The organism is Desulfolithobacter sp. (assembly GCF_054025815.1).
Map to the genome: position 1 here is coordinate 1 of NZ_JBPMMS010000017.1, position 25871 is coordinate 25871.

Here is a 25871-nt window from a genome sequence, read left to right on the forward strand (position 1 = left end):
CTGGTGACAATGTGCACATTACAGCGGAGCTGATTACCCCGATTGCAATGGAAGAGGGACTTCGTTTTGCAATTCGCGAGGGTGGGCGGACCGTAGGTGCCGGCGTGGTCAGCGAAATTATCGAGTAAGAGGAATACAATGATCCCGACAGACAAGATTCGTATCCGCCTCAAGGGGTACGACCACAAACTGCTTGATCAGTCTACCCGTGAGATAGTTGAGACGGCACGACGGACTGGCGCGACGGTTGCGGGCCCTATACCGCTGCCGACCACGATCAACAAGTATACGGTGCTCCGTTCACCCCACGTGGACAAAAAGTCGCGGGAGCAGTTTGAAATGCGGACCCATCGCCGGTTGCTTGACATCCTGGAACCTACCCAGCAGACCATTGATTCGTTGATGAAGCTGGAGCTTTCGGCCGGGGTGGATGTGGAAATCAAGCTTCCCTAGGCACAGATCAGATAAGTTCTGACGGTTTGGTTCATATATTCGACTTAAACACCTGATGGGTAGAGAAATGCCGAAAACAATGGGAATACTGGGGAGGAAAATCGGAATGACCAGGGTATACAACGAGCATGGTCGTTCGATTCCTGTGACCGTCATCGAGGCGGGCCCCTGTACGGTACTGCAGAAAAAAACAGAGGACAAGGATGGATACAATGCCATCCAGGTCGGGTTTCTTGAGAAAAAGGAATCAAGGATTAACAAGCCACTGAGCGGCCATTTCAAGCGTTCTGGCGGCAAGGGGTTTTACCATATCCGTGAATTCCGGGTAGCTGATCCCGAAGCCTTCGAGCTTGGACAGAACATTTCCGTGAGTGAGATTCTGAAGATTGGCGACACTGTTCATGTTACAGGAAGAAGTAAGGGACGCGGCTTCCAGGGTGTTGTGAAGAGGCACGGATTTGCAGGTGGACGTGCCACTCATGGTTCCATGTTTCACCGCGCACCAGGGTCCATTGGCTGCAGTGCCTGGCCAAGCCGTGTCATCAAAGGGAAAAAACTGCCCGGGCATATGGGAACCAATAAAGTTACGATGAAGAATCTGACCGTCGTGGACATTCGCGAAGACGAGAATGTTGTTTTGCTCAAGGGCGCAGTGCCCGGAGCAAAAAATGGTCTGATCAGTATCTTTACTGCAGTGTAAGCGTCTGGGCTGCTTTATAGGAGAAACTCATGGCAGTTTGTGATGTTGTCAATACCTCCGGTGAAAAAGTCGGAGAAGTCGAGCTGAGCGACAAACTGTTCAGCGTCGAGGTCAATCCAGGGGTCCTGCACGAGGTCGTCTGTATGCAGCGTGCCAACAGGCGGGCTGGTACTGCATGTACCAAAACCCGTGGAGAGGTGCGCGGAGGGGGGGCGAAGCCCTGGCGGCAGAAGGGCACAGGTCGCGCACGTGCCGGATCCAGGCGTTCGCCGATCTGGCGAGGGGGGGGCACAACTTTCGGGCCTAAACCAAGGGATTACAGCTACAAGCTCCCGAAAAAGGTCCGTCGTCTTGCTCTCCGTATGGCATTGAGTGCCAGGCTGAGTGAGGGCAACCTCGTGGTTGTGGACGACTTCAAGATGGAGGTTCCCAAAACCAGGGAGTTTGTCAAGGTGATGAACAATTTCAAGTTTGATGATTGTCTCGTCGTCGCTCAGGAGGAGAATGCCAATGTCAGGCTTTCGGCCCGCAATGCCGTTGGCTACAAGGTACTTCCGGTTGCCGGACTCAACGTCTATGACATATTGAAATATTCCAAGCTGATGCTGGAGCAGTCCACCCTGGCGCAGCTTGAAGAGAGGTTGATGGTATGAAGGTTCTCTATGATGTAGTCAAGAGCCCCTGCCTGACCGAGAAAGCAAGCCTCGCTCAGGAACTGCATGGCAAGGTGGTTTTTAAGGTCCATCCTGAGGCCAACAAGATCGAGATCAAACGTGCTGTCGAACAGTTGTTTGGCGTCAAGGTATCAAGTGTCCGGACAGCTAAGATGCGCGGCAAAAAGAAAAGGGTCGGCATCAAATCCGTCGGGCGTACCAGTGACTGGAAAAAGGCCTATATAACCTTGTCAGAGGGTGAGATCAATTTCCTCGATGAGCTGTAGGCTGGAGATTGACCTGACACAGTAACTGGCAGAGGAAGAAAGTATCCTAAGGCTTAAGTAGCAGGAAGAGCAATGGCAATAAAGACCCATAAACCGACATCACCGGGTAAGCGGCATCAGGTATCTGTTCTGCAGCCCGAGCTTTCGAATAAAGCCCCCGAAAAGAGTTTGCTCCGCCCGCTCAAAAAGAGTGGTGGGCGCAACGCGTACGGTAGAATTACATCACGGCACCGGGGCGGAGGGCATAAACGCAAATACCGTGTTATCGATTGGAAAAGGAATAAAACCGGGGTGGCAGCAAAGGTTGTGGCCATTGAATATGATCCCAACCGTTCCGCAAACATCGCGCTGATTGTCTATACGGATGGAGAGAAGAGTTACATACTTGCTCCCAATGGCATCTCGGTAGGTGATGTGGTTATAGCTGGTGACGATGTGGATATTAAGCCGGGCAACTGTCTGCCCATGGTCAAAATTCCCCTTGGGACCATCATCCATAATGTGGAGATGAAGATTGGCAAGGGAGCGCAGATGGTGCGCTCTGCCGGTGCAGCGGCGCAGCTGATGGCCAAGGAAGGGAACTATGTCCTTGTCAAACTGCCTTCAGGTGAAGTCCGCAAGTTCAACAAACTCTGCCGGGCCTGCATAGGTCAGGTTGGTAATACCGAACATGGCAGCGAAAAACTTGGCAAGGCAGGGCGAAACCGGTGGAAAGGTCGCAGACCCCATGTCCGTGGTGTGGCCATGAATCCCATCGATCATCCCATGGGTGGCGGTGAGGGTAAGAGTTCCGGTGGTCGGCATCCCTGTACACCCTGGGGCGTCCCAACCAAGGGATATAAGACCCGGAAGCGCAAAGCCTCTGATCGAGATATTGTCACCAAACGCAAGTAAGATCAAGCAGGACAAGCAGGCCTGCCTGGAAATGATGTAAAGCCGGTTTCAGTGCAACTGAGGCATGACTTTCAAAGAACAATCTGGAGTATTTTGATATGGCTCGTTCTGTCAAAAAGGGTCCTTTCGTTGATGATCATCTCTTGAAAAAGGTGGTCAGGGCCCAGGAATCGGGTGATCGCAGGGTAATAAAAACCTGGTCACGTCGATCCGATATCATTCCTGAAATGGTAGGTCTGACCTTTGCCGTGCATAACGGAAAAAAGTTTATCCCGGTATATGTCACCGAGAACATGGTGGGTCACAAGCTTGGCGAATTTTCTCCCACTCGAACCTACTATGGTCACGCTGCCGATAAAAAAGGCAAGAAGCGATAACCAAAACGCTTTGCCTGGTTCTGTAATGAACCATAGAAGCTACGTATTTTCTGGTTGGCCGGACGGAACCTTAATTAATAAAAAGACCGCCTGGCTGACACGCGATAGGAGTTGAAAGATGGAAACGAAAGCCGTCGCAAAATATATTCGTATCTCGCCGCAGAAGGCGCGACTGGTTGCTGACGTGGTCCGGGGAAAGGATGTGGAAACAGCCATTACCACCCTGAAGTTCATGCCCAAAAAGGCAGCGCGCATTCTTCGCAAGGTAATCGAGTCTGCTGTGGCCAATGCCGAGCAGACCGAAACAATTGATGTCGACACTCTGTACATCAAGTCGATTCAGATCAATGGCGGGCCGATGCTGAAAAGATATCGCCCCAGGGCCATGGGTCGGGCAACCAGGATTTTAAAACGGACAAGCCACATCACCGTGGTTGTAGACGAGGCCTGAGGGTCTGGTCATATCCCTAATTAAAAGTTCAAGAGGCAACGGAGGATAACCTTGGGGCAGAAAGTCAATCCCATAGGACTGCGGCTGGGAATAACCCGCACATGGGAATCAATCTGGTATGCGGATAAGGAATATGCCCGCAACCTGCATGAGGATCAGGAAATTCGGAAGTATCTGAAAAAACGTCTGTATCACGCAGGTATTTCCCGTATCGTTATCGAACGGACCGGTGCTAAGATCAGGATCAAGCTGTTCACAGCCCGACCGGGTATTGTCATCGGCAAGAAGGGGTCAGAGATCGAAGTCCTGAAAAAGGACCTTGAGAAGAAGTTCAGCCATCCCTGTCTGATTGATATTCAGGAAGTGCGCCGTCCTGAGGCTGATGCCCAACTGGTAGCAGAAAATATCGCCACACAGCTCGAGCGGCGTATCGCCTTCCGACGGGCCATGAAAAAATCGATCAACTCTGCGCTGCGTTTTGGCGTCAAGGGTATCAAAATTTCCTGTGCCGGTCGCCTTGGAGGGGCGGAGATGTCGCGTACAGAATGGTTTAAGGAAGGACGCGTGCCTCTGCACACCCTGAGAGCCGACATCGATTATGGTACGGCCGAGGCTAAAACAACCTATGGTATTATCGGAGTCAAGGTCTGGATCTTCAAAGGCGAAGTTCTTCAGGAATCCGATCTGACCGTTGTCGCTCAGTAAGGATAAACATGTGATAAACACGTTGAATGTGCCCACAGGCATTTCAATATACAGTCGTGAGCAGGAGTTAGTACAATGTTAAGTCCACGCAAGGTAAAGCACAGGAAACAGCACAAGGGCAGGATGAAGGGAACCGCCCATCGCGGATCGTCCATCAGCTTTGGTGACTATGCTCTCAAGGCTGTAGGCTGTGGGCGTATGACCGCGCAGCAGATTGAAGCTGCACGTATTACCATCAACCGTAAGATTAAGCGTGGTGGTAAGATGTGGATCCGGGTTTTCCCTGACAAACCCATCACCAAGAAACCAGCGGAAACCAGGATGGGTAAAGGTAAGGGTTCACCGGAATACTGGGTTGCAACCATCAAGCCGGGTAAGGTCCTCTACGAGCTTTCCGGAGTACCCGAAGATCTCGCAGTTGAGGCGCTTAAGCTTGCCGGCTACAAGTTACCGTTCCCGACCAAGGTGATCACCAGGAGCACAACGATATGAAGGCGAAAGAACTTCGTGATATGAGCCTGGAAGATCTTCGCAAGAAGGAAATGGACCTTCGTGAAGATCTCTTCAAGCTGCAATTCCAGCACGGTATCCGCCGGCTTGAAAATCCGGACCGGTTAGCCCAGCTCCGCAAGGATATTGCGAGGGTGAAAACCGTGATGAACGAGATGGCCCGGAGCTGACAGGGCTTGGCGAAATTACAAATTGTACTGGACTGTAAGAATGAGTGATACAAACAAGACCAGAAAGACGCAACAGGGTTCTGTTATTTCCAATAAGATGGATAAGAGCATTGTTGTCCTTGTCGAGCGAAAAGTTCGCCATAAGCTGTATGGCAAATATATCCGGCGCCGGGTGAAATACATGGCCCATGATCCGGAAAATGCCTGCAACATTGGTGATACCGTGCTCATTGAGGAGTGTCGGCCGCTATCGAAAAATAAACGCTGGCGGGTACGCTCCATTGTTGAGCGGGCTGTGTAATCGCTGCCAGGCGGCTTATGACCGGGTCGAAAACAGGCAAATATATCAGGTGAGGCCATGATTCAAACTGAAACTATACTCAATGTTGCCGATAATTCCGGCGCCAAAAAGGTGCTCTGTATAAGAGTACTTGGCGGCACCAGGCGTCGATACGCTTCCATCGGTGATGTTATTGTTGTAACGGTCAAGGAGGCAATTCCCCATGCCAAGGTTAAGAAGGGCGACGTGCTCGATGCTGTTGTCGTTCGGACGGCCAAGGAAATCAAGCGTCCCGAGGATACCACTGTGCGGTTTGACGAGAATGCTGCTGTGCTCCTGGCCAACTCCGGTGAACCTATCGGCACGCGTATTTTCGGGCCTGTTGCCCGGGAGTTGCGCTCCCTTGGTTTTATGAAGATTATTTCTCTCGCACCGGAGGTTCTGTAGCCATTGCCAGGCAGTGAGAACTACAGACCAAAGAGCGATACGAGGACAGAATAATGCGGCAGGGAACAACAAGTCTGCGGACAAACGATCAGGTTGAGGTAATCGCCGGCAGGGACAAGGGTCGTGTCGGCAAGATTCTTAAAATTGACAGAAAGAAAAACCGGGCTGTGGTGGAACGGATCAACATGATCAAGAAACACCAGAAACCGGTGGACGCCACCCAACCAGGTCAGATAATCGAACGGGAAGCACCTATTCACATTTCCAATCTCATGCTGGTCTGCCCTGAATGTGCCAAGACCGTGCGTATTGGAAAGAAGTTTCTTGAAGATGGAACCAAGGTTCGCTTCTGCAAGAGCTGCGGTGCCACCATAGAAAACCAGAAGAAATAGTTACTGTCTGGGCTTTAGGAGTACAGAATGGGAACGCTGAAAGATATATATGAGCGCGAGTGCAGACCGCAGCTCCAGAAAGAGTTCGATTATAGAAATGTCATGGAGATTCCCCGCGTTGAAAAAGTGGTCTTGAACATGGGGCTCGGGGAAGCTGTGCAGAATCCAAAAATTATCGAAAAGGCAGCCCAGGAGCTCACCCTGATTGCCGGCCAGAAGGCCGTGGTCACCAGGGCCAAAAAGTCCATTGCCGGATTCAAACTCCGTGAAGGAATGCCCATTGGTGCCAGGGTCACTCTCCGCAAGGATAAGATGTACGATTTTCTATCCAAGCTCATCAATGTGGCTCTGCCGCGGGTCCGCGATTTCCGGGGTGTTTCTCCCAAAGGCTTTGATGGCCGCGGTAACTACTCGCTTGGGATCAGGGAACACATAATTTTTCCTGAGATCGATTACGACAAGATCGACAAGATCCGCGGACTTAATATCACCATTGTCACCACTGCGGAAAGTGATGACGAAGGGAGGGCTCTGCTCAAGAACCTGGGCATGCCTTTTAAAAAGAAATAACTTCTTGACCCCGCAAAGGTTAAGAATTGCGAACTGATTATCAGGAGGAAGCAGTGGCAAAAAAATCACTCATTGCCAAGGCAAAACGGAAGCCTAAGTTCAAGGTTCGTGCCTACAATCGATGCCCGCTCTGCGGACGTCCGAGAGCCTTTTTCAGAAAATTCGGCTGTTGCAGGCTCTGTTTCAGGAAACTCGCATCCCAGGGCGAGATTACCGGTGTAACCAAGTCGAGCTGGTAGAAAAGATGTGCACCAGTTCAGCAACCAATAGTGTTGCTGAACTACTTTGGAGATAGAGCGTTCCCTCGAGAGGGAATACTGCGGTCACCAAATAAAGGATAAAAGGCCAGCGTCAGGCGCTACCGGTCACTTTATCTATTACAAAGAGGAAGAATTCGATGTCTATGAGTGATCCGCTGGCGGATATGCTGACAAGAATCAGAAACGGCAATATGGCTGGTTTTGATTCAGTCGATATACCGCTGTCAAAACTCAAGGTCGGTGTTGCCAGGGTACTGAAGCAGGAAGGATACATCAGGGATTATCACATCATTGAAGCTGATGTGCAGGGTACCTTGAGGATCGACCTTAAATACGGTCCTAACAACGAGAAAATCATCACCGGACTGCGCCGGGTTTCCAAACCTGGACTTCGACAGTACAAAAAAGCAGACCGTATTCCCAAGGTCATGAGTGGTCTGGGAATTGGAATTCTCACAACGTCCCAGGGAATCATTACCGATCGTGAGGCCCGCAGGCGGAACATCGGTGGCGAGCTTCTGTGTGAAGTCTGGTAACCGCTAGCGGTCTGAGGAGAGGAGGTAAGTATGTCCAGAATTGGTAAAGAACCGATTCCAGTACCAAGCGGGGTCAAGGTTCAGATAAATGGAACCCACGTTGTGGTGAGTGGTCCCAGGGGTACGCTTGAAAGAAATATCCGGCCGGAAATCGAGCTGAAGATGGACGGTGATCATATCGTCGTCACTCCTAAAGGCCGATCAAAAAGGGTGCTGGCATTCTGGGGACTGTTCCGCTCACTGGTCAACAACATGGTTGTTGGTGTGGACAAGGGATTTCAGAAGAAACTGATTGTCGAAGGGGTCGGATATCGGGCCAGTGTGAGTGGCTCCGTGCTGACTCTCAACGTCGGTTACTCCAATCCTGTTGAATTTCAGCTACCCGAAGGTATCAAGGCAGAGGTCGGCAAGGACAACTCCATTACCCTTGAAGGTGTTGACAAGGAACTGGTCGGACTGACTGCTGCCAGGATAAGGGCCGTGCGTAAGCCGGAACCGTACAAGGGTAAGGGTATACGTTATTTCGACGAGCATATTGTTCGCAAGGTCGGCAAAGCCGGCGGTGTGAGCTAATACAAACGGGTGGCATTATGGCAAAGACAAGTCAGAAACTTACTGCACGCAAGAAACGGATACGCCGTATAAGGAAACGGATATTCGGTACTGCAGAGAAACCGCGGATGCGAGTATTTCGCAGTAACAAACACATCTATGTGCAGATCATTGATGACACCAGGCATGCGACCATTGTCGCCATGTCCACCAAGGACAAGGAATTCAATGGTGAAGACCTGAAAGGCAAATGTGCCCAGGCAAAGAGGGTCGGACAACTGGTTGCCGAGCGGGCCAGAAACGCAGGAATCACCAGGGTTGTCTTTGACCGTGGTGGCAATCTGTACCACGGTCGGGTCAAGGCTTTATCTGAGGGGGCCCGAGAGGGCGGTTTGAAATTTTAATGATTCGTATCACAACTGAAAACGTGGAAATACATTTAGCTACGGGGGTGTTTCTTGGCTGATTATAAACGGGCTAAAGACGGCAACCAGGAAGAGCTCATAGAGAAGATCGTCTATATCAACAGGGTTGCCAAGGTTGTCAAGGGTGGCCGTCGCTTCAGCTTCTCCGCTATTGTCGTTGTCGGCGACGGAAAGGGCAAGGTCGGATACGGTCTGGGTAAGGCTAACCAGGTACCGGAAGCTATCCGTAAGGGTATCGAGCGTGCACGCAAAGATATGCGAACTGTTGCTCTGACCGACGTGTCGATCCCGCATGAGATCTACGGTAAGTTTAAATCCGGTTCGGTGATGCTCAAGCCTGCATCCGACGGTACCGGTGTTATCGCAGGTGGCGCTGTACGTGCGGTTCTGGAAGCAGCCGGGGTTCAGAATATTTTGACCAAGTGCCTTGGATCCAATAATCCTCACAACCTGGTCAAGGCCACTATCGACGGACTGGTACGGCTTCGCAGTGCAGAGCAGATTGCCCGGTTGCGCGGTTTGAAAGTCGAAGACATGGTTGCCTGATTTTGGTTAGAATAGCGCAACTTTCCGCCATTGCGGGCTGGAGCGAACCTTTCATTATTCGTTACGCAGAATCTGTCTGATAGAAATGTGATAACGAGGGACTGTAGAGATGAGTGATACCATTACCATTACCCAGATAAAAAGCGAGATTGGTTCAACGAGAAAAATTCGCGCTACCCTGGTTGGTCTGGGATTGACAAAGATGCACAAGACTGTAACCAGAAAGAACACACCTGAGATTCGTGGCATGGTTAACAAAGTACGCCATCTGATCCGGGTGGAGGAATAGACGATGCTGAAACTCAATACGCTCTCCCCCAGTGAGGGAGCCAGGAAGAACAAAAAGCGAGTTGGTCGCGGCCAGGGATCAGGTCTTGGCAAAACCGCCGGCCGTGGGCACAAGGGAGCCCGTTCCCGTTCAGGCTACACTGCAAAGCCAGGTTTCGAGGGCGGCCAGATGCCACTGCATCGGCGGTTGCCCAAACGTGGCTTCACCAATATATTCAAGAAAGAATATGCCTTGGTGTCGTTGTCCGACCTGGACCGTTTCGAGGCAGGCAGTGTGGTTAACCGTCAGGCCTTGCTGGAAGCAGGAGTGATCAAGAAAAAGGACAATTTGGTCAAGGTGCTTGCCAATGGCGAGATTACCAAATCCATCACTCTTGAAGTGGACAAGATCAGTGGTTCGGCCCGGGCTAAAATCGAAGCTGCCGGTGGTACGGTAAAGGTAGACTAAATGAGCGGACTGGCCAGCGCAGCGAACATACCTGAACTGAGACGGCGGATTGTCTTTACGCTGCTCATGCTCCTGGTGTACAGGATGGGTGTACAGATTCCAACGCCAGGGATCAATGGGGAGGCACTTTCCGCCTTCTTTGCCAAGAATGCCTCCACACTCTTTGGCATGTTCAATATGTTTTCTGGTGGAGCACTTGAGAATTTTTCCATTTTTGCTCTTGGAATCATGCCCTACATCAGTGCTTCCATCATTATCCAGCTGCTGACTGTAGTCATTCCCCAGCTCGAAGCGCTCTCCAAGGAAGGCGAAGCCGGACGACGCAAGATCACCCAGTATACCCGCTACGGCACCGTGGCCCTGGCACTGGTTCAGAGTCTGTTTATCGCCAGTGGTCTCGAAGGTATGGCCGGGCCAGGGGGCGAGGCTATTGTCATGGATCCTGGTTGGGGATTCAAGCTGATGACTATCCTGACCCTGACTTCTGGAACCGCCTTTATCATGTGGCTTGGTGAGCAGATGACCGAGCGAGGGATAGGGAACGGTATTTCGCTGATCATTTTCGCAGGTATTGTTGCCAGGATGCCCGCAGCAGCCGTAAATACCATTCAACTGGTCAAGGCCGGAGAACTCCAGGTCATATTTATACCGTTTCTTATCGTGCTGATGCTAGGGGTGGTCGCCTTTATCATTTTCGTGGAGACTGCTCAGCGTCGAATTCCCATCCAGTATGCTAAACGGGTGGTCGGAAGACGGGTCTATGGAGGGCAGGCGTCTCATCTGCCACTGAAAATTAATATATCCGGCGTCATTCCACCGATATTTGCCTCGTCGATCATGATGTTTCCCGCCACCATAGGGAGTTTTGTCAAGATCGACTGGGTCCAGCAGGTCTCGGCAGCCCTTTCTCCGGGAACAGTCTGGTACTATCTGATGTACATTGGAATGATCGTCTTTTTCTGCTTTTTTTATACTGCGGTCACCTTTAATCCTGATGATGTAGCGGAAAATCTTAAGAAGAACGGCGGGTTTATTCCTGGAATTCGACCCGGGAGAAAGACAGCGGAATTCATCGACAAGGTTCTGACACGACTGACCGTGATCGGAGCCATCTATCTCAGCGCGGTATGTGTTATGCCGACATTGTTGATCAACAAGTTCAATGTACCGTTTTTCTTTGGCGGCACTGCATTGCTCATCGTCGTCGGCGTCTCCATTGACACCATATCGCAGATCGAGTCACATCTGGTCATGCGAAACTATGAAGGATTCATGAAGGCTGGCCGGATCAAGGGACGCCGTTAACAAGCTGTGAGCGAGACAGATCAGAGCAAGACGATTATCGTCAAGACGCCCGAAGAGATCGAGATCATGTACCGGGCGAATCAGATTGTTGCCGGAGTACTGAGCCTGCTTGAGGAACGCATACGACCTGGATTGACTACACTCAAGCTTGATCGTTGGGCCGAAGAGTATTGTCGTGATCTGGGCGCTGTACCGGCCTTCAAAGGGTATCGTGGTTTCCCGGGCAGCCTTTGTGTCTCCATCAACGAACAGGTTGTTCACGGTATACCCTCCCGGAAGGTTGTTGTACGCGAGGGAGATATTGTTTCAGTTGATTTCGGGGTTCTTTATCAGGGATTTTATGGCGATTCAGCCGTGACCATCCCAGTTGGAGAAATCGGTCAGCTTAAGAGAAAACTGCTCGAGGTGACCAGGGAGTCCCTTGAAAAGGCCATTGCCCAGGTCAAGGTCGGCAAGCGGATTACCGATATCTCCAGGGCAGTCCAGGTGCATGCGGAAAAGCATGGGTTTTCAGTGGTTCGTCACTTTGTTGGTCACGGTATTGGTACCAGTCTGCATGAGGGGCCTGAGGTTCCGAACTATGTGCAGAAACAGCCATCTCCTCGGATCCTTGAAGGTATGGTGCTTGCCATTGAGCCCATGGTCAATGTCGGTACCCACAAGGTAAAGGTTCTTAAAGACCGTTGGACAGTGGTGACCGCTGACCACAAGCCTTCGGCCCATTTCGAGCACTCGGTGGCTGCGACCAAAGAAGGTCCGCTGGTGCTCAGTGCACGTGAAAAGACAGAAAGATAAAATTTATCGGAACCTTTTGGCAGTAACCGTGAAAATATCTTGAAAAAAACAAAGAGTGCGATATATTAATCTTTTTTGCGCTGATTATTTAATCACAGGAAGGTAGTATGGCCAAAGAAGACGCCATTGAAGTAGAAGGAACTATCATAGAGCCGTTGCCGAACGCCATGTTTCGTGTGGAACTGGATAACGGTCACAAGGTTCTTGCCCATATTTCGGGTAAAATGCGGATGCATTACATCAAGATTCTACCTGGCGATCGGGTAACAGTAGAGCTTTCGCCGTACGATTTGACCCGGGGCAGGGTAACTTTTCGCTCAAAGGGCGGAAGGAATAAAAAGTAGCCAGGTACTGATTGAGGAGATCTGAGCATGAAGGTTCGGGCATCGGTAAAAAAGATGTGCGCAGACTGTAAAGTCATTAAGCGTAACGGAATTGTACGGGTAACCTGCAAGAACAAGAAGCATAAGCAGCGGCAGGGTTAAGTTCATCCGCGCTAAAGGCATCACGAGAGGAGTAGGATCTTGGCACGTATAGCAGGTGTAGACTTACCACGAAACAAGCATATGGATCGGGCGCTGACCTATATTTATGGGATTGGCCTCAGCACGGCACGTGAGATTCTGGACAAGGCGGATCTGCCCTACCAGATGAATTCGGATGATCTTTCCGGAGACGACGTTACCCGGATCAGGAAGATCATTGAGGCGGATTACGAGGTCGAAGGTGATCGCCGGCGCAAGGTGTCCATGGACATCAAGCGCCTTATGGACATCGGCTGCTACCGAGGGCGCAGGCATCGTATGAGCCTGCCTTGTCGTGGACAGCGTACAAAGACCAACGCCAGGACCAGGAAAGGACCGCGGCGCGGGGCAGCAGTACGGAAAAAATAAGTTCTTATGAGATATCCGGTAATAAGCCGGATGATACAAAACGGAGCAGACATGGCTAAGGCAAAGAAAGGTGCTGTCAGAAGCAAGCGCCGCGAGAAAAAGAACATCCCCGAGGGGATAGTCTTTATCTACTCCACGTTTAACAACACGATCATAACTATCTCAGACCGCCAGGGCAATGTGATTTCCTGGTCCAGCGCCGGTGTTATTGGCTTTAAGGGGTCTCGTAAGTCGACGCCCTTTGCAGCTCAGAATGCGCTCAGTGATGCTGTGAAAAAGGCCAAGGAACATGGCATCCGTAAAGTCGAGGTGCGTGTGAAGGGTCCTGGTCCTGGTCGTGAGGCTGCCCTGCGTGCCCTGACAACCGCAGATCTTGATGTCAGTAAGATCAGCGATGTGACACCTATTCCGCACAACGGCTGCAAGCCGCCCAAACGCAGAAGGGTCTGAATACTTCCGCTTGGCGTGTGGATAAGCGGTTTGCCTTTCCGGATTACCATTCTGGAATGCAGACCGTAAGTATATTTTATGGAGGATTAAGGTGGCCAGATATACAGGAGCTTCCTGCAGGATGTGCAGGCGTGAGAACCTGAAGATGTTTCTGAAAGGAGACCGGTGTTATTCGGATAAGTGTTCTTTCGAGCGCCGCTCTTACGCGCCGGGTCAGCATGGTCAGGCAAGGTTTCGAAAACAGTCCAACTATGCTATTCAGCTGCGCGAGAAGCAGAAGGTCAAACACATGTACGGCATGCTTGAAGGGCAGTTTCGCCGGTATTTTTACATGGCGGACCGGGCAAAGGGTGTCACCGGCGAAAACCTGCTTGTGATGCTTGAGCGTCGACTCGACAACACTGTCTACAGGCTTGGGTTTGCCTGTTCGCGTGATCAGGCGCGACAGCTGATTCGTCATAATCATTTTCTCGTCAATGGCAAGAAGGTCAATATTCCTTCTTTCCAGGTTTCTACGGGCGACGAGATAGTTCTGCGAGAGAAGAGCCGCAAGAATGAAGTAATAACCGACAATATCGAGGGTGCGGCACGTCGTGGAATTCCAAGCTGGCTTGAATTGGATCAGGCGAATTTCAAGGGTACGGTGAAGGCGCTGCCCAACCGGGACGAGATCACCATGCCGATCCAGGAACAGCTGATCGTCGAGCTGTACTCCAAGTAAATTTAAGAAGTCAGGTATTGCATGGCACAGGAAATCAGGGACGACAATCCCTTTTACAAAAATTGGCACGATCTTATTACTCCCGATCGTCTGGAAGTCAGGTCCGAGACACATACAGACAGGTACGGCAAGTTCGAATGCCAGCCGTTTGAGCGTGGTTTCGCGACCACCATCGGTAATTCACTGCGCCGGATTCTGCTCTCGTCGATCAGGGGTGCTGCCATCACTTCGGTCAGGATTGATGGTGCCCAGCACGAATTTACAACCATCGACGGTATTCATGAGGACGTTGCCGATATTATTCTCAACCTCAAACAGATCCGTTTGAAGCTCAACGGTCCTGACTCGCGCACGGTAACCATAGAGAAGAAGGGACCGGCCGAGGTTACGGCCGGTGATATCAACGGTCAGGGATATGTCGAAGTGATGAATCCCGAGGCGCCCATCTGTACCATTACCAGCGATACCACCTTCCGGGCTGAACTTGAGGTATGCTGGGGTAAGGGCTATGTTCCTGCCGAGCTGAACAAGAAAGAGGATCAACCTATCGGGGTCATCCCTGTTGATGCTGCCTTCTCTCCGATTCGGCGGAGTCAGTTTGTGGTCAGTCAGGCTCGGGTTGGTCAGCAGACAGATTATGACAAGCTGACCATTGAGATAGAAACAGACGGCTCTGTTCGTCCTGAGGATGCCTTGGCCTATGCAGCCAAAATACTCAAGGAACAGATGACCATTTTTGTCAATTTCGATGAGGATGCTGCCAAGGCGCCCGAGGCACCCGAAGGAGAAGGCGATGTGACGGAGTTTCATCCGTTCCTCGACAAGAATGTCGAAGATCTGGAGCTTTCGGTCAGATCGGCCAACTGTCTTAAAAATGCCAAAATACAGTATATCGGCCAGTTGGTGCAGCGTACAGATGCCGAGATGCTCAAGACCAAGAATTTTGGACGCAAATCTCTTAATGAAATAAAGACACTGCTAGCCGAGCACAATCTGACCCTCGGGATGAAGCTCGAAGGTTGGGTTCCTCCGGATGAACGTGAAGATAGCGGCGAGGATAAATAAACTCCCGTCGGCACGGTGTCACCAGGATCACGATAAAAGGACAGGACAATGAGACATAGAAAAGCTGGCAGAAAACTTGGCCGCACTACCGCTCATCGTAAGGCCATGCTCCGCAACATGGTAACTTCACTTCTGGAGCACGAGCGTATCGTTACAACTGTGCCCAAGGCTAAAGAGGCCCGGAGAGTTGCTGAAAAAATGATTACCCTTGGCAAGCGGGGCGATCTGCATGCCAGGCGTCAGGCTCTGGCCTATATCCGCAGCAAGGATATCGTTGCCAAGCTCTTTGATGAGATCAGTGTCCAGTACCAGGATCGCAAGGGCGGATATACCCGTATCATCCGCACTGGTACCAGGAACGGTGATGCAGCACCCATGGCCATTCTCGAACTTGTTGATTTTGAAGAATCCTACGAAGAAGCCGAGCTTGAGGCTGCCGAGGAAGAATAAATCAACCGTTGACCATTGCCTGAAATGTTCGATCAAGCTGATATGCTCGTCATATCAGCTTTTTTTTTGTGTGTCCCATGAAAGAAAACAAAATAACATCACCTGAAGCCACGCCCAGGATATCACTCAAAGGGGACGATACCTTTTCTTTCCGGTGTCATCCAGGCGTTTCCTGTTATCTGACCTGCTGTCACAAGGTGGAGCTTTGTCTCTTTCCCTACGATGTGGTCAGGCTTAAAAAATGTCTGGGTATGCATTCTGCAAAGTTCATCCATACCTACTGCCGGATTGGTGAAGGCAGTCATCCTTATTTCCCCTCGCTCATGCTCAACATGGCCGAGAAGGAAAACTATCCCTGTCCCTTTCTGACCAGAGACGGCTGCTTGGTCTATCCGGATCGTCCTTCAGCCTGCCGTACCTATCCACTGGAACGTGGCGTCGAGAAGTGCGGCCTGCGTGCACAGCTCAGGGCCCATTATTCCCTGGTGCGGCATCCCTACTGCAAGGGACATGAAGAAGAAGGTACTTATTTTACAGTTAAACAGTGGGAGCGGGACCAGAAACTTCTTGAGTACAATCTGATGAACGATCTGTGGGCTGAACTGGACGCGTTTTTTGCCACTAATCCCTGGGAGGGGGAAGGAGCCGCCGGTCCCCGCCAGCAGCTGTCGTTCATGGTCTGCTACGATATTGACGGCTTCCGTGACTACGTGTTGCGACACAATCTTCTTGACAGGTATCGCATTGATCGTGACCGTCGTCGGCGCATGGAGCGCGACGACGTTGAGCTGCTTAAATTCGGTTTTCAGTGGCTGCCTGTTGTTCTAGGGGGCAGAAATACATTGTCACCAAGGTAAAGCTCCTGTTTTACCGTCTTAAATCACGAGCCAGTGCCGGCAGTGTTTCTGGATATAAAATCTTGAAAATATGGTTTGTTCATGGTAACAAAAGAGGTTCTAAGTTTGCAACTGGTCCGGAATGAACCGGCCAGGTATCACACACATCCCGCACAGGTCTTCAGGTGTCCGCCTGCTGGCGGATGAGACATGGGATGGAGGTTAAACCTGAATGTACTGGAGGAATTATGACTAAGGTAACCATGCGACAGATGCTGGAAGCAGGGCTCCACTTCGGCCACCAGACCCGGCGCTGGAACCCCAAGATGAAACCCTACATCTACGGTCCGCGCAACGGCATCTACATCATCAATCTTGATGCGACCATGAAGCTCTTTCGCAAGGCGTATGCCTATCTGGTCGATGTCGTCGCCGATGGAGGATCGGTCATGTTCGTGGGCACCAAGCGTCAGGCCCAGGAAATTATTGCTGAAGAGGCTGCGCGTTGCGGCATGTTCTATGTCGATCATCGTTGGCTGGGCGGGATGATGACCAACTTTCAGACTATCAAGCGCTCGGTGGACCGGCTGAAGAAGATCGAGGCCATGCAGGAAGACGGGACTATCAACCGTTTCCCCAAGAAAGAGATTCTCAAAATGGAGAAGGAGCGGGTCAAGCTGACCAGGAATCTTGGCGGCATCAAGAATATGCGTACCCTGCCCGATGTCCTTTTTGTGATTGATCCAAAGAAAGAGGAGATTGCGGTTTCTGAGTCCAGGAAGCTCGGGATCCCGGTGGTAGCTCTTACTGATACCAACTGTGATCCTGACCCCATCGATTATGTCATTCCCGGTAACGATGACGCTATCCGAGCCATTCGGTTGATCACATCGCTGATGGCGGATGCGGTACTCGAAGGTAAGGCCCGCCGTGGAGAGGAAGCTGAGGTCAGTGAAGGCAATGTTGAAGGAATGGAGGCCGCGATGACCGAAGCCGCAGCAGAGCCGGCAGCTGAGGGTGCATCAGAGTCCACGCCTGCTGCCCAGTAACGAATCGATTTTTATTTTCTGGTATGAAGGGGACCTGTTGTCCCCTTCTTCCGTGATGGACGACCAGGTATTTTGAACACCCGGACCTGGCTCAGGGTCTGGATAAGTTTTGATATAGAGGAGAACAAGCCGTGAAGATTACAAGCCAGATGGTCAAGGAACTGCGTGACAAGACCAATGCCGGCATGATGGACTGCAAGCGGGCCCTCACCGAAACAGGGGGCGACATGGCCAAGGCCGTTGACCTGCTGCGTCAAAAAGGCCTGGCAGTGGCGGCCAAACGCGCTGACAGGGCCACATCCGAGGGGGTTATCGAATGCTACATCCATGGTGGCGGGAAACTCGGCGTCATGGTTGAGGTGGGCTGTGAAACCGATTTCGTGGCCAAGACCGATGATTTTAAAAATTTTGCCAAGGATATCGCCATGCATATCGCAGCGGTGAATCCTGTGGCAGTCCGCCGGGAAGAGATTCCCGCCGAGCTCGTCGAACGCGAGAAGGAAATCTACACCAAGCAGGCACTGGAGTCCGGTAAGCCCGAGAACATCGTCGAGAAGATTGTCTCCGGCAAGATTGAGAAATATATCTCCGAAATCTGCCTGATGGATCAGAAGTTCGTCAAGAACCCGGATCTCAGCATTCAGGATCTGCTCAACGAAGTTATTGCCAAGCTTGGGGAGAACATCTCCATCAAGCGCTTTGCCCGTTTCCAGATCGGCGCCTGATTTTTTTTCTCTGCCCAGACAGTCCGGGACTGTTCACCACTGGGTCCCTGCACATTTCGGAGGCATTCAGAATGAAATACAGCCGTATCCTGTTGAAGATCAGCGGTGAGGCTCTTATGGGTGATGACCGTTACGGTATTTCACCGGAAATGATCCAGTTCGTGGCTTCGGAAATCAAGCAGGTCCACGCCCGGGGGGTTCAATTTGGTCTGGTCATTGGCGCCGGCAATATTTTTCGTGGAATGGCCGGTGCGGCTTCTGGCATGGACCGGGCCAATGCCGATAACATGGGCATGCTGGCCACGGTTATGAATGCCCTGGCCATGCAGGATGGTCTGGAACAGCAGTCGGTGCCGGCCCGGGTCATGTCGGCTATTCCCATGCAGACGGTTTGTGAACCTTATATCCGCCGTCGGGCCTTGAGGCATCTTGAAAAGGGCCGGGTGGTGATTTTTGCCGCCGGAACCGGTAATCCCTATTTTACCACCGATACCGCCGCCGTCCTGCGTGCGCTTGAAATCAATGCCGAAGTGATGATGAAAGCAACCAGGGTGGATGGTGTCTATGACCGGGATCCGGAAAAAGATCCCCGGGCCGTGCGTTTTGACACCCTGAGTTATACCAGGGTGCTGAAGGAAAACCTCAGGGTCATGGATGCGGCCGGCATCTCTCTGGCCCGCGACAGCGACCTGCCTGTTTTTGTCTTCAATATGAAAAAACAGGGTAATATTGTCCGGGCAGCCGCCGGAGAGAATATCGGCACCCTGATTACTCGACAGGAACAGGCCAGTTGAAAACCGTGACGAGCGAAGATAAGACAAGGAAAAATGAGGCGAAAAAGCGCTGTGTACGTGGAGTACATGAGCATTTCAGAGTCTCGCAGATAAGTACAGACTTCGGGCTCGCTTACCAGGGCCGAATTTTGACGCAGTATCGTCAAATGCAGTAGTTTTTCAACGGTCTGATCACCGGTTGTCACGCCGGTAACCGGACCTGTTTGTTCCAAAGGTTTTTTTTTATTGCCACTGAAACTGAGCACCGGTTCGGTAAGGGATAACATCGCTTTGCCCTGGAAAAACTATCTGTCAGGGAGTACCAATGAGAGGCCATTTTTTTCACGGTCTCCGTGAGAATGGCGATGTTATCTCCCTGCTCGGCTATTTTCTGAATTTTGAAGGTAATCACAAAGGTTTTTTCTACCGGCTGGAGATGCACTGAAGCTTCTTGGTTTCAAATAAAGATTCCGCCACCGGCGGTCAGGAGGGAGAGATGGAGGTTATCGAGCAACTCAAGGCAAAGATGGAATCCAGTGTCGAGGCCTTTAAGCGGGAACTGACAAAAATCCGCACCGGACGTGCCTCCCTGTCTCTGCTGGATGATGTCAAGGTGGATGCCTACGGTTCCACCCTGCCGCTTAACCAGGTGGGAACCATCACCATTCCCGAAAGTCGGCAGATCGTGATCCAGCCGTGGGATCCGCAGATGCTGCCCCATATCGAAAAGGCGATCATGGCCTCGGATCTGGGACTGACCCCGGTCAATGACGGCAAAGTTATTCGCCTCAATATCCCGCAGCTCACCGAGGAACGGCGCCGGGAGCTTGTCAAGCAGGTCAAGAAAGTGGCCGAGGAGTTCCGGGTGGCCATCCGCAATGTCCGTCGTGAAGCCAACGACACTTTCAAAAAGATGAAAAAGGACAAGGAGATCTCCGAGGACGAGATGTTCCGCCTTCAGGAGGAAGCGCAGAAGGCCACCGATTCCTTTATCAAGCAGATCGACGAGATCGCTGCCGGTAAAGAAAAAGAGGTCATGGAGGTCTGACCGCCTTCGATGCCATGCCTTCTTCGCAATCGTCAGAAATTCTTCGGGTTCCCCGTCATGTGGCCATTATCATGGATGGAAATGGCCGGTGGGCCGAAAGTCGGCGTCGGCCACGCCTCTTTGGGCACAAGGCCGGGGTTGATTCGGTCCGGATTGTGGTTCGGGCTGCCCGGGAAATCGGGGTCCGTCACCTGACCCTGTATGCCTTTTCCACGGAAAACTGGCGCCGCCCCTCCTTTGAAGTCAAGGGGCTGATGGGGCTTCTTAAAAATTATCTCCGGGCCGAGCTGTCCAGCATGCTGGAAAATGATATCAGGCTCTCCTGCCTGGGTCAGCAACGCCGGCTTCCCCCGGACGTCCAGGATGTCCTGGCCGAGGTGATGAAGGAAACCGCCCGCTGCAAGACCATGTATCTCAATCTGGCCCTTTCCTATGGCAGCCGCAGTGAAATCATGCAGGGCGTTCGGGAGCTTGCCAGACGCTGTGTGGAAGAGGGGGTTGACTGGAGGAACCTGGATGAGGAGCAGATGAGCAATGTCCTCTATACCGCCGGTCAGCCGGATCCCGACCTGTTGATCCGCACCGGTGGCGAGCAACGACTGTCCAACTTTCTGCTGTGGCAACTGTCCTACGCTGAACTCTACTTTACTGAAATCAAGTGGCCCGACTTCCGCAAGGAACAGTTTCTCGAGGCCATTTCCACCTATGGGACCCGCCAGCGTCGTTTTGGCCGCACCGGGGCCCAACTGCGTCAGGAGTAGGCCATGGGGCGAGTCCTTCCCGGTCTCGGTATGCTGGTCGTCTGGGTCCTGCTGCTCTTTGGTGTGCCCGGGACCCTATTTTACCTTGTTATGGTTGGCCTGGTTTTCACCGGCCTCTATGAATATTTTCGTATGGTCCTGCCAGGTCAGACCAGAGGCGATCTCCTGGGGTCCTTGACTGTGGCAGGTCTCCCGGTCCTGGCCACGGTTATCGCTACCCCTGCGGCCCTCCTTAGCGGTCTGGTCGGTGCTCTTCTCGGGACAATTCTGCTCGTACTGCACCGTTACTCCCGCCTCGACGATGTGCTGGCTTTTTTCAGCCTGTCCGTCCTGGGGCTTGCCTATATTTCTTTTTGCGGCGCTCACCTGGTTCTGATTCGATTTCTGGATAACGGCGCCGGCTGGCTGCTGCTTCTGGTCGCTATCACTGCCGGTTCCGACACCGGGGCCTATTATGCCGGTCGGACTTTTGGTCGCCGCAAACTCTGCCCCTCCATCAGTCCCGGCAAGACCGTTGTCGGGGCTCTGGGTGGTATCCTTTCCGGATCTCTGGCCGCGGTACTGGTTGGGAGTTTGATTTTTCCCGATGGATCTCTGGTCCGGCTGGCTCTGTTTGGGCCTGTTCTGGTGGTGGTGGGTATCATGGGCGACTTGATCGAGTCGGTAATCAAGCGAAGCTCCGGGGTCAAGGATTCCGGCACCCTACTGGCCGGACACGGCGGCTTGCTGGATCGAATAGACAGCCTGTTGTTGACCGCGCCGGTCTTTTACCTCCTTCTTTCCTTCGGTATGCTGACATGAAGTGCATCAGTCTGCTTGGCTCCACCGGTTCCATCGGGCAGAATGTCCTGGCTGTGGTGCGCCAGTTCAGCGACAGGTTCCGCATCGTCGGCCTGTCGGCAGGGTCCAGTGTCCGGGAGCTGGCAAGGCAGGTGCTTGAATTCGAGCCCGAACTGGTTTCCATTGGTCGGCCCGAGCTGGTCGATGAACTGGCCGTTCTGCTGCCGGACAGTTATCGCCGCCGTATTTTTTGCGGGACGGAGGGAAACCGTCGTGTCGCTACCATGCCCCAGGCCCAGATGGTTGTTTCTGCCGTGGTTGGTGCCGTGGGTTTGCTGCCCACCCTGGACGCCATCATGGCCGGCAAGGATATCGGTCTGGCCAACAAGGAAACCCTGGTTATGGCCGGTCGGTTGATCATGGAAGCGGTACGGGAACACCGGGTGCGGCTGCTGCCCATCGATTCCGAACACTCGGCCATCTTTCAGGCCCTGGAAGCCGGTCGGCGTCAGGACGTGGGAAGGATCATTCTTACTGCCTCTGGCGGTCCCTTCCGGGCCATGGCGCCTGAAGAGCTGGTTCGCGTCACCCCGGCCCAGGCCCTGGCCCATCCAAACTGGGACATGGGGCGTAAGATATCCATTGATTCCGCAACCCTGATGAACAAAGGACTGGAAGTAATTGAAGCGCGCTGGCTTTTTGATGTCTCCAGCGAGCAGATAGGGGTGGTGGTCCATCCTCAGTCTGTGGTTCATTCACTGGTGGAATATATCGATGGCTCGGTGGTGGCCCAGCTCGGTATTCCCGATATGCGTATTCCCATTGCCTACGCGCTTTCCTATCCTGAAAGGATCGGACTTGGACTCTCTCGCCTGAGCCTTTCCGAGTGCGGCCGGCTGGATTTTGAAAAACCTGATTATGATCGTTTTCCAGCCCTGCGCCTGGCCTTTGACTGTCTCGAACAGGGGGGCACCTGGCCGGCGGTCCTTAATGCCGCAAATGAGATCGCCGTCGATGCCTTTCTGGAGGGGCGTATCGGTTTTACCGATATTGCGCGCGTTGTCTCCCAGACAACCCGCAAGGTCGAACATGGTGATGACCGAAATCTGGATGCCATACTGGCTGCGGACCGACAGGCCCGGATTGTGGCCGAAAAAGAGGTGTGTCTGATCGGTGCCGGTTCGGTATAAAGCCACATTGCCAATCCCGCAAGGGATATTCTGCTGCGGGGCCACGGAAGGCCCTGTCAACCGCTAACAGCTACGCTTGATAATCTATGAATTCCCTGATTTCTTTTATACTGGTTCTTGGTGTTTTGATCTTTGTCCATGAGCTGGGTCATTTTCTCTTTGCCAAACTCTTCGGGGTCCGGGTTCTTAAATTTTCCCTTGGTTTCGGTAACAAGGTCATAGGGAAAAAATGGGGTGAGACCGAATACCTGATCTCCGCTTTTCCCCTGGGCGGCTATGTCAAGATGTATGGCGAACAACCCGGGGAAGAGATCTCACCTGAAGACCGCGCCCGCTCTTTTTCCCACAAGCCCGTGTGGCAGCGCTTTGGCATAGTCTTTGGCGGCCCGCTTTTCAATCTGCTTTTTGCGGTTTTGCTCTTTGCCGTCATGTTTGTGGCAGTGGGTTTGCCCGAATCCGTGGATACCACGAGGATCGGTCAGGTGGCGTCCGGCTCGGCTGCCGAGCGGGCAGGGATTCTGCCGGGTGACGAGGTCCTTGCTATCAATGGTCAGCAGACCACCTCCTGGCAGGATGTTTCCCGGCTCATCCGTGAAAGTGGTGGCAGGGAGGTGGTGCTGCGGATCAAGCGGGGCAGCGAGGAACTGACTATTACTGCCGTCCCGGCCATGGAAAAGGTGAAAAACCTGTTTGGCGAAGAGGTGGGGGAACGCTACATGCTCGGTATCACGCGTGATGACCAGGTGGTATACAAGAAGTCCGGTCTGGTGGAATCGATCAAGGCGGCCTTTATTCAGACCTGGAATCTTATCTATCTCACAGTCCTGGGCATCATCAAGATCTTTCAGAGGGTGGTACCGGCCACAGAGCTCGGCGGGCCCATCCGTATCGCAGAAATAGCCGGTCAGCAGCTGGAGGCGGGCTGGATGAACCTGCTCTACTTCATGGGGCTTCTCAGCGTGAATCTGGGCATCCTCAACCTGCTGCCGGTGCCGGTGCTGGACGGCGGTCACCTTGTTTTTCTCACTCTGGAGGGCATACGCCGCCGACCGCTCAGCGAGCAGGCCATGGAGTGGAGCCAGAAGATCGGTATCATGCTCCTTGGCACACTCATGCTTTTCGTCTTTTATAATGATATACTCAGGATTATACAGCGGTGGACAAGCCCCTGATTCTTGCTATTGAAACCGCCACCGGATGCGGCAGCGTGGCCCTGACCTGCGGCGACCCTCTCTCCGGTTCACTCCTGGCCGAGGCCACGGCCCAGCCCAGGGTGACCCATGCCCGGCGACTGCTTGGCTCCGTGGAGTGGGTCCTGGGTGCTGGCGGGGTGAGTTGGGAGCAGTTGGATGGTATCGCTGTCAGTCTTGGGCCTGGATCCTTCACCGGTTTACGAATCGGCATGGCGGCGGCCAAGGGCCTTGCCATGGCGTCCGGGGTGCCTCTGCTGGGTGTGCCAACCCTGGATGCCCTGGCATGTTCGGCCCCGGGGGTGGCCAGAGAAAAAGATTTGTGCTGCCTGCTCGATGCCCGCAAAAACGAGGTGTATGCGGCTATCTACCGTTCCGGAGAAGACGGGTTGCCGGTTCGGAATCAGGACCCTGTGGCACTTGGTCCGGAACAACTGGTGGCAAAACTTACCGGACCCACGGTGTGTGCCGGACCCGGGGTCGCCGCTTACCACGAGGTATTTTCCCGATCCGGTCTGATTGAAATCCTGCCTTCCTCCCTCTGTCAGCCCAGGGCGGCTTTGGTCGGTCTGCTGGGGGGGCGGATGCTGGCCCTGGGGGATGTACTTGAGCCGGCTGCGGCAGCTCCTCTTTATATCCGGGCCTCTGATGCGGAGCTCAATTTCAACGCCAGGCGGAAAGCATCGGCCGGCATTGCCAGGCCCCGCTCAGGAAAGCAATAAACATCTGTTTCTCCTCCATCGTCAACTTCGGTGCGGGAACAGTTCGTAATTCCATGGGACAATGATCAAGCGCAGAGAGACACGACAGATTCATATTGGCTCGGTGGCCATTGGCGGGGGAGCCCCGATTTCGGTCCAGTCCATGACCAATACCGATACCCGGGACATCGAGGCCACTGTGGCCCAGATTCGGCGCCTGGAAAAGGCGGGTTGTGAACTGATCAGGGTGGCGGTTCCGGACATGGAGGCAGCTGTGGCCATTCGTGGTATCCGTGAGCAGATCACCATTCCCCTGATCGCTGATATCCATTTCGATTCACGCCTGGCCGTGGCGGCCATGGAACACGGCGCCCAGGCCATCCGCATCAATCCGGGCAACCTGGGCGGTGAGGATAAACTGGTCAGGGTGGTGGATGCGGCCCGGCAGCACCGGGTTCCCATCCGTGTTGGGGTCAATTCTGGATCCATTGAGAAAGATCTCCTGAAGAAATATGGTTATCCGACTCCGGAAATGCCCACCGCGCTCATCGAAAGCGCGTTGCGGAATGTGGCTTTACTGGAGAAACTCTCGTTTTACGAGATAAAAATTTCCATCAAGTCTTCGGACACCCTCACCACCATCTCCAGCTATCGGAAGCTGTCTGAAAAGACAGATTATCCCCTCCATATCGGGGTGACCGAGGCCGGTGGCCTGATCGCCGGCACTGTGAAGTCCAGTGTGGCCCTGGGAATTCTTTTGTTCGATGGTATCGGCGATACTTTCCGTATTTCGCTCACCCGCGATCCGGAAGAGGAGATTCGGGTGGGATTCGAGCTCCTGCGTTCACTGCATATCCGCCAACGGGGTCCGGAGATGATATCCTGTCCCACCTGCGGCCGGACCCGGATCGATCTCTTTCCTTTGGCCGAGGCTGTGGAAAAACACCTGCAGACCATGGAGACCAACCTCAAGGTTGCGGTCATGGGCTGTGTGGTCAATGGTCCGGGCGAAGCCCGGGAGGCCGATATCGGTATCGCCGGAGGCCACGGGGTGGGGATTATCTTCAAAAAAGGTGAGATCTTCAAAAAACTGCCCGAGGAGGAGCTGCTGCCGGTCTTTCTCTACGAGCTCAACAAGATGGAACAGGAGCGGCGGGATAACAGGGATTGATCATTCATGCCGCTGGCGTTTTTT

At 52.9% G+C, this 25871-nt stretch carries 42 protein-coding genes; all 42 read left to right on the top strand.

From position 1 onward, the window contains the following. A partial coding sequence (locus ACXJJY_RS04690; protein ID WP_456385624.1) for an EF-Tu C-terminal domain-related protein occupies nucleotides 1-128 on the top strand: 128 nt, incomplete at its 5' end. Between the two features lie 13 nt (nucleotides 129-141). After that, nucleotides 142-453 carry a 30S ribosomal protein S10 gene (gene rpsJ, locus ACXJJY_RS04695; protein WP_456385626.1) on the top strand — a complete coding sequence of 104 codons (312 nt, stop codon included), beginning with the start codon at nucleotides 142-144 and terminating at the stop codon, nucleotides 451-453. A gap of 67 nt (nucleotides 454-520) precedes the next feature. Beyond that, complete coding sequence (gene rplC, locus ACXJJY_RS04700) at nucleotides 521-1153, top strand: 50S ribosomal protein L3 (protein ID WP_456385550.1); 633 nt, start codon at nucleotides 521-523, stop codon at nucleotides 1151-1153. A gap of 29 nt (nucleotides 1154-1182) precedes the next feature. Then, a complete protein-coding gene (gene rplD / locus ACXJJY_RS04705) occupies nucleotides 1183-1806 on the top strand; it encodes a 50S ribosomal protein L4 (protein WP_456385551.1) in 624 nt (207 codons plus the stop codon). Continuing rightward, nucleotides 1803-2093 (top strand): 50S ribosomal protein L23, encoded by a 291-nt coding sequence (locus ACXJJY_RS04710; protein WP_456385552.1) that lies wholly within the window; start codon nucleotides 1803-1805, stop codon nucleotides 2091-2093. Before rplD ends, ACXJJY_RS04710 begins: the two co-directional genes overlap by 4 nt. A gap of 72 nt (nucleotides 2094-2165) precedes the next feature. Then, nucleotides 2166-2987 (top strand): 50S ribosomal protein L2, encoded by an 822-nt coding sequence (rplB, locus tag ACXJJY_RS04715; protein ID WP_456385553.1) that lies wholly within the window; start codon nucleotides 2166-2168, stop codon nucleotides 2985-2987. 98 nt (nucleotides 2988-3085) lie between these two features. Then, complete coding sequence (rpsS, locus tag ACXJJY_RS04720; protein WP_456385554.1) at nucleotides 3086-3364, top strand: 30S ribosomal protein S19; 279 nt, start codon at nucleotides 3086-3088, stop codon at nucleotides 3362-3364. A 118-nt stretch (nucleotides 3365-3482) separates the two neighbouring features. Next, on the top strand, nucleotides 3483-3815 hold the full coding sequence (gene rplV / locus ACXJJY_RS04725; RefSeq protein ID WP_456385555.1) for a 50S ribosomal protein L22: 333 nt from the start codon (nucleotides 3483-3485) through the stop codon (nucleotides 3813-3815). 51 nt (nucleotides 3816-3866) lie between these two features. Next, nucleotides 3867-4520, top strand: a complete 654-nt coding sequence (gene rpsC, locus ACXJJY_RS04730) for a 30S ribosomal protein S3 (protein WP_456385556.1) — start codon at nucleotides 3867-3869, stop codon at nucleotides 4518-4520. 75 nt (nucleotides 4521-4595) lie between these two features. Continuing rightward, the gene (gene rplP / locus ACXJJY_RS04735) at nucleotides 4596-5012 is read left to right on the top strand and encodes a 50S ribosomal protein L16 (protein WP_456385557.1); all 417 of its coding nucleotides are present in this window, start codon (nucleotides 4596-4598) and stop codon (nucleotides 5010-5012) included. Further along, nucleotides 5009-5200 (top strand): 50S ribosomal protein L29, encoded by a 192-nt coding sequence (rpmC, locus tag ACXJJY_RS04740; RefSeq protein ID WP_456385558.1) that lies wholly within the window; start codon nucleotides 5009-5011, stop codon nucleotides 5198-5200. Before rplP ends, rpmC begins: the two co-directional genes overlap by 4 nt. A gap of 40 nt (nucleotides 5201-5240) precedes the next feature. Next, the gene (rpsQ, locus tag ACXJJY_RS04745; RefSeq protein WP_267926705.1) at nucleotides 5241-5501 is read left to right on the top strand and encodes a 30S ribosomal protein S17; all 261 of its coding nucleotides are present in this window, start codon (nucleotides 5241-5243) and stop codon (nucleotides 5499-5501) included. Nucleotides 5502-5558: 57 nt separating this feature from the next. Beyond that, nucleotides 5559-5927: a 50S ribosomal protein L14 gene (rplN, locus tag ACXJJY_RS04750; RefSeq protein ID WP_267926704.1), complete on the top strand. Its 369-nt coding sequence runs from the start codon at nucleotides 5559-5561 to the stop codon at nucleotides 5925-5927. Between the two features lie 53 nt (nucleotides 5928-5980). Further along, nucleotides 5981-6319 (top strand): 50S ribosomal protein L24, encoded by a 339-nt coding sequence (rplX, locus tag ACXJJY_RS04755; RefSeq protein ID WP_456385559.1) that lies wholly within the window; start codon nucleotides 5981-5983, stop codon nucleotides 6317-6319. A 27-nt stretch (nucleotides 6320-6346) separates the two neighbouring features. Beyond that, nucleotides 6347-6889, top strand: a complete 543-nt coding sequence (rplE, locus tag ACXJJY_RS04760) for a 50S ribosomal protein L5 (RefSeq protein ID WP_456385560.1) — start codon at nucleotides 6347-6349, stop codon at nucleotides 6887-6889. A gap of 53 nt (nucleotides 6890-6942) precedes the next feature. Beyond that, nucleotides 6943-7128, top strand: coding sequence for a type Z 30S ribosomal protein S14 (locus tag ACXJJY_RS04765; protein WP_267926701.1), 186 nt, complete (start codon nucleotides 6943-6945; stop codon nucleotides 7126-7128). A 158-nt stretch (nucleotides 7129-7286) separates the two neighbouring features. Beyond that, nucleotides 7287-7685, top strand: coding sequence for a 30S ribosomal protein S8 (gene rpsH, locus ACXJJY_RS04770; RefSeq protein ID WP_456385561.1), 399 nt, complete (start codon nucleotides 7287-7289; stop codon nucleotides 7683-7685). Between the two features lie 30 nt (nucleotides 7686-7715). Beyond that, entirely contained in the window at nucleotides 7716-8258 is a 543-nt protein-coding gene (rplF, locus tag ACXJJY_RS04775) for a 50S ribosomal protein L6 (protein ID WP_456385562.1), read from the top strand. Nucleotides 8259-8275: 17 nt separating this feature from the next. After that, entirely contained in the window at nucleotides 8276-8641 is a 366-nt protein-coding gene (gene rplR, locus ACXJJY_RS04780; RefSeq protein WP_456385563.1) for a 50S ribosomal protein L18, read from the top strand. A gap of 54 nt (nucleotides 8642-8695) precedes the next feature. After that, nucleotides 8696-9208 (top strand): 30S ribosomal protein S5, encoded by a 513-nt coding sequence (gene rpsE / locus ACXJJY_RS04785; RefSeq protein WP_267926697.1) that lies wholly within the window; start codon nucleotides 8696-8698, stop codon nucleotides 9206-9208. Between the two features lie 109 nt (nucleotides 9209-9317). Then, nucleotides 9318-9497, top strand: a complete 180-nt coding sequence (rpmD, locus tag ACXJJY_RS04790; protein WP_456385564.1) for a 50S ribosomal protein L30 — start codon at nucleotides 9318-9320, stop codon at nucleotides 9495-9497. A 6-nt stretch (nucleotides 9498-9503) separates the two neighbouring features. Continuing rightward, nucleotides 9504-9944, top strand: a complete 441-nt coding sequence (rplO, locus tag ACXJJY_RS04795) for a 50S ribosomal protein L15 (RefSeq protein ID WP_456385628.1) — start codon at nucleotides 9504-9506, stop codon at nucleotides 9942-9944. Then, the gene (gene secY / locus ACXJJY_RS04800; protein WP_456385565.1) at nucleotides 9945-11249 is read left to right on the top strand and encodes a preprotein translocase subunit SecY; all 1305 of its coding nucleotides are present in this window, start codon (nucleotides 9945-9947) and stop codon (nucleotides 11247-11249) included. A 6-nt stretch (nucleotides 11250-11255) separates the two neighbouring features. Beyond that, nucleotides 11256-12044, top strand: coding sequence for a type I methionyl aminopeptidase (map, locus tag ACXJJY_RS04805; RefSeq protein ID WP_456385566.1), 789 nt, complete (start codon nucleotides 11256-11258; stop codon nucleotides 12042-12044). A gap of 107 nt (nucleotides 12045-12151) precedes the next feature. Then, nucleotides 12152-12388: a translation initiation factor IF-1 gene (gene infA / locus ACXJJY_RS04810; RefSeq protein WP_267926690.1), complete on the top strand. Its 237-nt coding sequence runs from the start codon at nucleotides 12152-12154 to the stop codon at nucleotides 12386-12388. A gap of 27 nt (nucleotides 12389-12415) precedes the next feature. Next, the gene (rpmJ, locus tag ACXJJY_RS04815) at nucleotides 12416-12529 is read left to right on the top strand and encodes a 50S ribosomal protein L36 (protein WP_267926689.1); all 114 of its coding nucleotides are present in this window, start codon (nucleotides 12416-12418) and stop codon (nucleotides 12527-12529) included. Between the two features lie 39 nt (nucleotides 12530-12568). Next, nucleotides 12569-12937, top strand: coding sequence for a 30S ribosomal protein S13 (rpsM, locus tag ACXJJY_RS04820; RefSeq protein ID WP_267926688.1), 369 nt, complete (start codon nucleotides 12569-12571; stop codon nucleotides 12935-12937). A gap of 51 nt (nucleotides 12938-12988) precedes the next feature. Further along, complete coding sequence (gene rpsK, locus ACXJJY_RS04825; RefSeq protein WP_456385567.1) at nucleotides 12989-13387, top strand: 30S ribosomal protein S11; 399 nt, start codon at nucleotides 12989-12991, stop codon at nucleotides 13385-13387. A gap of 91 nt (nucleotides 13388-13478) precedes the next feature. Further along, nucleotides 13479-14108 carry a 30S ribosomal protein S4 gene (gene rpsD, locus ACXJJY_RS04830; protein ID WP_456385568.1) on the top strand — a complete coding sequence of 210 codons (630 nt, stop codon included), beginning with the start codon at nucleotides 13479-13481 and terminating at the stop codon, nucleotides 14106-14108. 21 nt (nucleotides 14109-14129) lie between these two features. Next, on the top strand, nucleotides 14130-15173 hold the full coding sequence (locus tag ACXJJY_RS04835) for a DNA-directed RNA polymerase subunit alpha (RefSeq protein WP_456385570.1): 1044 nt from the start codon (nucleotides 14130-14132) through the stop codon (nucleotides 15171-15173). A 48-nt stretch (nucleotides 15174-15221) separates the two neighbouring features. Next, nucleotides 15222-15623, top strand: coding sequence for a 50S ribosomal protein L17 (rplQ, locus tag ACXJJY_RS04840; RefSeq protein ID WP_456385572.1), 402 nt, complete (start codon nucleotides 15222-15224; stop codon nucleotides 15621-15623). 77 nt (nucleotides 15624-15700) lie between these two features. Next, nucleotides 15701-16480 carry a YkgJ family cysteine cluster protein gene (locus tag ACXJJY_RS04845; RefSeq protein ID WP_456385574.1) on the top strand — a complete coding sequence of 260 codons (780 nt, stop codon included), beginning with the start codon at nucleotides 15701-15703 and terminating at the stop codon, nucleotides 16478-16480. A 227-nt stretch (nucleotides 16481-16707) separates the two neighbouring features. Further along, nucleotides 16708-17508 (top strand): 30S ribosomal protein S2, encoded by an 801-nt coding sequence (gene rpsB, locus ACXJJY_RS04850; protein WP_456385576.1) that lies wholly within the window; start codon nucleotides 16708-16710, stop codon nucleotides 17506-17508. A gap of 131 nt (nucleotides 17509-17639) precedes the next feature. Next, nucleotides 17640-18233: a translation elongation factor Ts gene (tsf, locus tag ACXJJY_RS04855; protein ID WP_456385578.1), complete on the top strand. Its 594-nt coding sequence runs from the start codon at nucleotides 17640-17642 to the stop codon at nucleotides 18231-18233. A 71-nt stretch (nucleotides 18234-18304) separates the two neighbouring features. Continuing rightward, nucleotides 18305-19027 carry a UMP kinase gene (gene pyrH, locus ACXJJY_RS04860; RefSeq protein WP_456385580.1) on the top strand — a complete coding sequence of 241 codons (723 nt, stop codon included), beginning with the start codon at nucleotides 18305-18307 and terminating at the stop codon, nucleotides 19025-19027. 475 nt (nucleotides 19028-19502) lie between these two features. Next, entirely contained in the window at nucleotides 19503-20054 is a 552-nt protein-coding gene (gene frr / locus ACXJJY_RS04865; protein WP_456385630.1) for a ribosome recycling factor, read from the top strand. Between the two features lie 14 nt (nucleotides 20055-20068). Continuing rightward, nucleotides 20069-20815: an undecaprenyl pyrophosphate synthase gene (uppS, locus tag ACXJJY_RS04870; RefSeq protein WP_456385582.1), complete on the top strand. Its 747-nt coding sequence runs from the start codon at nucleotides 20069-20071 to the stop codon at nucleotides 20813-20815. Between the two features lie 3 nt (nucleotides 20816-20818). After that, nucleotides 20819-21616, top strand: coding sequence for a phosphatidate cytidylyltransferase (locus tag ACXJJY_RS04875; RefSeq protein WP_456385584.1), 798 nt, complete (start codon nucleotides 20819-20821; stop codon nucleotides 21614-21616). Continuing rightward, nucleotides 21613-22785 carry a 1-deoxy-D-xylulose-5-phosphate reductoisomerase gene (locus tag ACXJJY_RS04880; protein WP_456385586.1) on the top strand — a complete coding sequence of 391 codons (1173 nt, stop codon included), beginning with the start codon at nucleotides 21613-21615 and terminating at the stop codon, nucleotides 22783-22785. Before ACXJJY_RS04875 ends, ACXJJY_RS04880 begins: the two co-directional genes overlap by 4 nt. An 86-nt stretch (nucleotides 22786-22871) precedes the next feature. Next, nucleotides 22872-23957, top strand: coding sequence for an RIP metalloprotease RseP (gene rseP, locus ACXJJY_RS04885; protein ID WP_456385588.1), 1086 nt, complete (start codon nucleotides 22872-22874; stop codon nucleotides 23955-23957). Then, nucleotides 23942-24697: a tRNA (adenosine(37)-N6)-threonylcarbamoyltransferase complex dimerization subunit type 1 TsaB gene (gene tsaB / locus ACXJJY_RS04890; RefSeq protein WP_456385590.1), complete on the top strand. Its 756-nt coding sequence runs from the start codon at nucleotides 23942-23944 to the stop codon at nucleotides 24695-24697. The genes rseP and tsaB overlap by 16 nt, the downstream gene beginning before the upstream one ends. 61 nt (nucleotides 24698-24758) lie before the next feature. Then, nucleotides 24759-25847: a flavodoxin-dependent (E)-4-hydroxy-3-methylbut-2-enyl-diphosphate synthase gene (ispG, locus tag ACXJJY_RS04895; RefSeq protein ID WP_456385592.1), complete on the top strand. Its 1089-nt coding sequence runs from the start codon at nucleotides 24759-24761 to the stop codon at nucleotides 25845-25847. Nucleotides 25848-25871: the final 24 nt, after the last annotated feature.

Excerpts from the sequence above, each read along its gene's own strand:
- rplX (WP_456385559.1), top strand. The coding sequence starts at position 5,981 with ATGCGGCAGGGAACAACAAGTCTGCGGACAAACGATCAGGTTGAGGTA.
- rplR (WP_456385563.1), top strand. The coding sequence starts at position 8,276 with ATGGCAAAGACAAGTCAGAAACTTACTGCACGCAAGAAACGGATACGC.
- ACXJJY_RS04880 (WP_456385586.1), top strand. The coding sequence starts at position 21,613 with ATGAAGTGCATCAGTCTGCTTGGCTCCACCGGTTCCATCGGGCAGAAT.
- rplD (WP_456385551.1), top strand. The coding sequence starts at position 1,183 with ATGGCAGTTTGTGATGTTGTCAATACCTCCGGTGAAAAAGTCGGAGAA.
- rplN (WP_267926704.1), top strand. The coding sequence starts at position 5,559 with ATGATTCAAACTGAAACTATACTCAATGTTGCCGATAATTCCGGCGCC.
- rpsK (WP_456385567.1), top strand. The coding sequence starts at position 12,989 with ATGGCTAAGGCAAAGAAAGGTGCTGTCAGAAGCAAGCGCCGCGAGAAA.
- rplP (WP_456385557.1), top strand. The coding sequence starts at position 4,596 with ATGTTAAGTCCACGCAAGGTAAAGCACAGGAAACAGCACAAGGGCAGG.
- rpsB (WP_456385576.1), top strand. The coding sequence starts at position 16,708 with ATGACTAAGGTAACCATGCGACAGATGCTGGAAGCAGGGCTCCACTTC.
- pyrH (WP_456385580.1), top strand. The coding sequence starts at position 18,305 with ATGAAATACAGCCGTATCCTGTTGAAGATCAGCGGTGAGGCTCTTATG.
- ACXJJY_RS04710 (WP_456385552.1), top strand. The coding sequence starts at position 1,803 with ATGAAGGTTCTCTATGATGTAGTCAAGAGCCCCTGCCTGACCGAGAAA.
- ACXJJY_RS04875 (WP_456385584.1), top strand. The coding sequence starts at position 20,819 with ATGGGGCGAGTCCTTCCCGGTCTCGGTATGCTGGTCGTCTGGGTCCTG.
- uppS (WP_456385582.1), top strand. The coding sequence starts at position 20,069 with ATGCCTTCTTCGCAATCGTCAGAAATTCTTCGGGTTCCCCGTCATGTG.
- rpmC (WP_456385558.1), top strand. The coding sequence starts at position 5,009 with ATGAAGGCGAAAGAACTTCGTGATATGAGCCTGGAAGATCTTCGCAAG.
- ispG (WP_456385592.1), top strand. The coding sequence starts at position 24,759 with ATGATCAAGCGCAGAGAGACACGACAGATTCATATTGGCTCGGTGGCC.
- rplC (WP_456385550.1), top strand. The coding sequence starts at position 521 with ATGCCGAAAACAATGGGAATACTGGGGAGGAAAATCGGAATGACCAGG.
- rpsH (WP_456385561.1), top strand. The coding sequence starts at position 7,287 with ATGTCTATGAGTGATCCGCTGGCGGATATGCTGACAAGAATCAGAAAC.
- rplE (WP_456385560.1), top strand. The coding sequence starts at position 6,347 with ATGGGAACGCTGAAAGATATATATGAGCGCGAGTGCAGACCGCAGCTC.
- rplQ (WP_456385572.1), top strand. The coding sequence starts at position 15,222 with ATGAGACATAGAAAAGCTGGCAGAAAACTTGGCCGCACTACCGCTCAT.
- infA (WP_267926690.1), top strand. The coding sequence starts at position 12,152 with ATGGCCAAAGAAGACGCCATTGAAGTAGAAGGAACTATCATAGAGCCG.
- rplV (WP_456385555.1), top strand. The coding sequence starts at position 3,483 with ATGGAAACGAAAGCCGTCGCAAAATATATTCGTATCTCGCCGCAGAAG.
- secY (WP_456385565.1), top strand. The coding sequence starts at position 9,945 with ATGAGCGGACTGGCCAGCGCAGCGAACATACCTGAACTGAGACGGCGG.
- frr (WP_456385630.1), top strand. The coding sequence starts at position 19,503 with ATGGAGGTTATCGAGCAACTCAAGGCAAAGATGGAATCCAGTGTCGAG.
- rpsS (WP_456385554.1), top strand. The coding sequence starts at position 3,086 with ATGGCTCGTTCTGTCAAAAAGGGTCCTTTCGTTGATGATCATCTCTTG.
- rpmD (WP_456385564.1), top strand. The coding sequence starts at position 9,318 with ATGAGTGATACCATTACCATTACCCAGATAAAAAGCGAGATTGGTTCA.
- rseP (WP_456385588.1), top strand. The coding sequence starts at position 22,872 with ATGAATTCCCTGATTTCTTTTATACTGGTTCTTGGTGTTTTGATCTTT.
- rpsQ (WP_267926705.1), top strand. The coding sequence starts at position 5,241 with ATGAGTGATACAAACAAGACCAGAAAGACGCAACAGGGTTCTGTTATT.
- ACXJJY_RS04845 (WP_456385574.1), top strand. The coding sequence starts at position 15,701 with ATGAAAGAAAACAAAATAACATCACCTGAAGCCACGCCCAGGATATCA.
- rplB (WP_456385553.1), top strand. The coding sequence starts at position 2,166 with ATGGCAATAAAGACCCATAAACCGACATCACCGGGTAAGCGGCATCAG.
- ACXJJY_RS04835 (WP_456385570.1), top strand. The coding sequence starts at position 14,130 with ATGGCACAGGAAATCAGGGACGACAATCCCTTTTACAAAAATTGGCAC.
- rpmJ (WP_267926689.1), top strand. The coding sequence starts at position 12,416 with ATGAAGGTTCGGGCATCGGTAAAAAAGATGTGCGCAGACTGTAAAGTC.
- rplF (WP_456385562.1), top strand. The coding sequence starts at position 7,716 with ATGTCCAGAATTGGTAAAGAACCGATTCCAGTACCAAGCGGGGTCAAG.